The sequence below is a fragment of the Malikia granosa genome (assembly GCF_002980595.1).
In the GTDB taxonomy this organism is placed as follows: domain Bacteria; phylum Pseudomonadota; class Gammaproteobacteria; order Burkholderiales; family Burkholderiaceae_C; genus Malikia; species Malikia granosa.
Genome location: NZ_PVLQ01000151.1, coordinates 1 through 4,955, shown reverse-complemented (window position 1 = coordinate 4,955; position 4,955 = coordinate 1). Strand labels below are relative to the sequence as shown.

The 4,955-nt window shown below is 63.3% G+C and carries 3 protein-coding genes and 1 pseudogene; 2 read left to right on the top strand and 2 right to left on the bottom strand.

The annotated features are described in order from the left end of the window. A pseudogene (locus C6P64_RS18385) lies at positions 1–305 on the bottom strand (hypothetical protein); the annotation flags it as partial. A gap of 1,049 nt (positions 306–1,354) precedes the next feature. On the opposite strand from C6P64_RS18385, the gene C6P64_RS17725 reads away from it, so the two are divergent. Further along, the gene (locus C6P64_RS17725; RefSeq protein ID WP_105749845.1) at positions 1,355–2,062 is read left to right on the top strand and encodes a DNA-binding protein; all 708 of its coding nucleotides are present in this window, start codon (positions 1,355–1,357) and stop codon (positions 2,060–2,062) included. A gap of 471 nt (positions 2,063–2,533) precedes the next feature. After that, entirely contained in the window at positions 2,534–3,943 is a 1,410-nt protein-coding gene (locus tag C6P64_RS17720) for a replication protein (protein ID WP_105749844.1), read from the top strand. Positions 3,944–4,255: 312 nt separating this feature from the next. Here the strand turns inward: C6P64_RS17720 and C6P64_RS18300 are convergent. Next, positions 4,256–4,955 (bottom strand): hypothetical protein (locus C6P64_RS18300; RefSeq protein WP_170073146.1); only part of this gene is annotated, 700 nt, incomplete at its 5' end.

The window sequence follows — 4,955 nt, the reverse complement described above, 5'->3', positions numbered from 1 at the left end:
CGCCACGTCTCGCCAGTCACTATGCCGATGTCTTTGCCAGAATTTGCCGAGGCATCTACTTCGGCGAGTAGCCTTACTCCGGCTGTCGCCAGTACGAGCGCCCGGCCGGCTCCCTCTGGGAGTTCGCGTGCGAGCACCAGCCGGCGCTCAAGCCATCGCCTAGCGAGTCGGTCGGCTTGTTGCCGGGCGCCCTTGCTTTTGGGCCAGAGCAGCTTGCCGAGCTCCGCTGTTCTGAGCCATCCGAACCGGCTCAGCCAGCCCAGCCCAATGAGGTCATTCGTTCTACTTTTTGCGTATGCGTCCATGAGCACCTTTCGTGTTGAAGATGCTTCGTATAGGCACGCTGCGCCGCTTATTACCCTGCTTACGGCCCTGCGCCTGCTGCTGACTACGACACCGCCCCGAAATAAGCGGGGCGCGACGTAGGGCCGCAAGCAGGGTCAGAGCAGCCCTTCGCCGGACTGAAGCCGGCTCGCGCCCTAGAGGGCTTGCCTACGCCCTGCCGAGCAGGGCTGCGCGGGCTGGGTCGCTAAAGCTCCTTGCCGCCCTTACCTTCGCCTGGGTCAGCCCCTAGAAGGGGCTTCCTTGCCGGCTACGCGTCCTGGGTCGGCCCCAAGGGGCCTCCTTGCCGGACTTGCCTTCACGACCTGCCAGAGCAGGTCTACAGCGGGCCACGCCTGAGCGTGACCCTCGTGGGCCTCCCCGACCTGGCCCAAGGGCCACCCCCAGCAAGCTGGGGGCGCTTCGCGGGGCGGGGAAGCGGCTTCCTCATGTCCCCGAGTGCAAGCACTCGTGGCCACCGCCGACCTGCCCCCACCGGCCCGCAAGCGGTCCGGCGTGGCCCCCTAGCAGGTCGTCTTTCGTAAGCCCCTTCCCCGCCCCGCAAGCGGGGTCGGGAGGCGGGCTTCGCCCCCACTTGGCTCCCCGGCCGCCTGTCGCTAAAGCTCCTGGCTTGCGTCCGTGGCCCAAGCGGCTCCCCTACCAGGCCTTCTGCCTGGACCGACCAGACTGCCGCCTGGACCGGGCTTCACGCCTCAGCTGGAGCTTCGTTGCTTGCCCCACCGCACCGGCTCCCGGCCGACCTGGACCGTAGGTCCTGGCTCGTCGTCCGGGCCCGATACGGCGGCTCCCGCAGCCGCTGGAAGCGGCTGGGCTGCGCCCCGCTGGGTACTCGGCCGCCTGTCGCCAAGGCTCCAAGCTCGCGGCCTCGACCCAGCGGCTCCTGCCAACACCCCCGCCCGGCTACTTGGCCTGCGCTTATTTACCGTTCAATCAGTATATTTTTTACTGTAATTAACCACAATATACGGTATTTACTTTACACTGTAATTTACCAACTTTACCGGAGCCTCTTATGACCGATACCACCACTACCTCGACCCCTACCCCTACTGCCCGCATCACTCGCGAAGACGTTCTTGCCGCGCTGGGCGACACGGACCCGAACCGCACGAACGCTTCCGCGATTCGCGCCATCCTCGGACGCGGCGGCAACACGACAATTCAGAAGCTGCTGGATGAGATTCGCGCCGAGCGAGCCGCTCCGGCTGTAGCACTCGATACCGCAGCCCCGCCTGCGGCTCCCACGGCTCTCGTGGACGCAATCTGGTCTGCGGCCTGGTCGCACGCGCAGACGCTCACGTTCGCCCGCCTGGACCGGACCGCAGCCGAGCGTGACCAGCTCGCGGCTTCGCTGGAAGTCTTGACCCGCGACCATGAAGCCTTGTTGGCTGACGTTGACGAACTGCGCGAAGCCCTCGCGAAAAGCGAGGAGTCGCTCGCGGAGCAAATCGAAAGCGAAGGCGTCAAGCTCGATGCAGTCGGTGAGCATGTGCAGCAGCTCAGCGCCCATCTCGCGCTCGCCCAGGCTGAGACGGCGGCGCTCAAGCAGCAGCTCGAGCAAGCTGCGGAGCTCGCACGCCGCGATGCGGAACTCAAAGACGCCGCGCACCAGCGCGACCGTGAGCATCTGCTGGACCAGGTGGCAGAACTGAAGGCCTTGCTTTACAGCAGCGCGTCGGCTTCTGCGCCTGGGAGTGCGCAGGCCCCGAGGAAACGGTGACGCCCAGCCTTTCCTGGTAAGCCTGCCTCGATGGCTACGAGAAGCGCCACAACACGTAAAACGTGAAGCATAGGGTGGCCGCGAGTGTCCACGTCAGCCATCGATTTGTTTCTTCTGCTTCTTCTAGCCTATTTCTCAGAATTTCGATTTCTACCCTGGTATTGTCACTAGAGGACTCTGATTCTGCCATATTATTTCCCCCTTATTTTTTTTCATTATGGCAACTTATCATTGTCAATATGACAATCCGATAAGCCACTTTATCGGCAATAGGGAGGAATTTTGGGCTGTCGGCAGCGAATGCTGAAGCCGTACGCTATACGATGTTGACGGTCTGCCGGAGGTCGGCAGACTGCACCACAAAAGAAAACGCCTCGGACCCTACAGCTTGGCGGCACAGGGGTTCGAGGCGCTCGGAATGTCCGATATGCAAAAGTATAGCTGCGATGCGCGGACATGGACGGAGCAAACATGTCTGCACTGAAGAAAAACGACGACAACTTATTCTCAAGCTGGATTGAGCCAGCTCATTACCTGCGCTCGGACAGCCGTACCGCGTACTTCTCGCTGCTCACCCAGCCCGAGGGCATGACCGCGAAGCGGCAGCGCTCCTACCCGGTCGACTCGATGGGCTTCGTCCTGGCTGAGTGCGACAAGTCTATTGATACATGGATTTCGCAGGCCGAGTTCTGGGCACCGACCAGGCGCTTGCTGCACTTCATGCGCGTCGGTTTGCTGTTCGTTGACCTTGACACCTACAAGCTTCCCGAGCTTGCCGGGCTGAGCGCGGAAGCGCAGCTCGAGCGTCTGCTGCGGCTGTGCGAGACAGCCGGCCTGCCGCAGCCTTCGCTTGTCATCTTCTCCGGTCGAGGGCTCCAGGCGAAATGGCTGCTCGATGCGCCTTTGCCCGCCCGTGCGCTGCCGCGTTGGTCGTTGGTGCAACGTGAAATCGGCCGGCGCCTAGTTGACCTTGGCTCGGACGCCAACGCCCTCGATGCTTCTCGCGTGCTGCGCCTGGTGCACACGGTCAACAGCAAAAGCGGTGAAGTCGTCCGGGTCGTGCACAACACCGGCACGCGGTACGACTTTGACAAGCTCGCCGACTCTCTCCTGGAGTTCACGCGCGAGCAGTTAACGAAGCTGCGCGAGGATCGCGCAGCGCGTGAGGCTGACCCCACCCAGACGAAGCAGCGGCCGGCGACTCGCACCAAGGGCCACCTGACGGCTATCGACACGGCGGCACTGAGCAACCTGCGGCCGTTCATTGGCGCTCAGTTGGCCTGGGACCGCTTGCATGACCTGCGGAAGCTGGCCGACCTTCGCGGCTGGACGAAGGGCGCCCCGGACGGCTCGCGCGACCTGGCCGTTTTCGTCGGCGCCTCGTTCCTGGCGCAGGCGGTGCCTAACGTACCCCGGTTCTATGACGAGCTGCGCGTGCTCGGGCGTGAGTTCGCGCCGCACTGGACCGCCAGTATGGTCAACGGCTCAGCGTCCGCTGTCATCGACCGCATGAAGCGACTAGCGAAGGGCGAGAAGGTCGAGTTCAACGGCCACCTAGTGGACCCGCGCTACCGCTGGCGTAACGACACGCTCATCCAGCGCTTCGGTATCACGCCGGACGAGGAGCGGCAGCTGGCCACCATCGTCAGTCGGGGCGAGGCTGCGCGGCGTCATGCCGAGCGCGAGGCACAGCGCCGTGCCGAGCAGCGTGACGCAGCCGGTGGCCCGACTCGTGCTGAGTACCTGGCTACCGTCAGCGCTGGTGCGGAGCAGAAGCGCGCCACGGCCCGCCTGCTGCGCGCCCAAGGCAAGTCGTGGGCAGAGGTCGCCGCAGAGGTCGGCTACAAGAGCGCCGAGGTCGCCCGGAAGTCCTGCGCTTGATTCGGACCGGAATAGGTACCGTGCGTATGTATGAAGTGGCGAAGCCGCAGTGGGCCTCAAGCCCACCGGGTAGCCCGTAGGGAACCCAAAAAGACAGGCTGTGCGATATAGAAAAAACGGGTGCTGTGCGTCACTCCCAAAAGAGGGGGCTCTGCGCTCCAGCTAGTCCGGAGTCACGTGGGCTGTTCACAGGCTCCGGCATGTGTCCTCAAGAGGAAGAACATCAAACGGTATCCCTTCTCCACTCGCCCGGGGTGGAACGGCGAAGCCGTGGAACTCCGGAACCTGGGGTAGGGGTAATGAACGCTGGGACTACTTCGCTTTCGACGTAGGTTTGCTCATCGATGCAATCTCCACTGCGCACGCTCGCTTTGCGTCTGCTTCGGTGTCCGCAAGTCCACCGGGGCGACTGTCGACTTGATAGCCCCAGAAGCCGTCTTCCTCTTCCCAGACAGCTCCCAGCCGTTCACCGTAGCTGGCGACCAAGACGCCCTCCTCTTCAGGATTCTCTCGCCACTCCATCCGTTTTAGGATTGCGCCTGCGAGGTCGGCTTCAATCGTCTCTCGCGCGAACGTCACTTTGCCGAGACCAGCCGGCCCCCGCAGTTCGCACGCGGCCCACATCATCTTGACTTTTGTCTTGGTAGCGTTGGCGACTGCGGTCGTGATGCGCGCTCGGTGGTTGATTGCGCAGCCACGCGTGTCTATCGCGTCGGGCTGATATGCGACCAGAGCGACTGTCGGCTTGTGTCCGACGACTGCGCTCGCTGTGCCTTCTCCCGCAGCGCACAGCGCGGCTACTAGCTGGCGTCCGTTCGGCCCTGTCTTAGTCGCACGTTCAACTTCCAGCCATGCGACGTCAGCCCCCTTTACAGCGATTCCATCAGGGTACTTGGCCAAGTCGCTTTGTCGCTGCCTAATCTCCCGTTCCGGGAATACTGTCCAGCCCTCTTTGTGTAGCTCTGCCAGTACGCCGGCGGCGAGCAGGTCATGACGCCACGACAGTGGCGGG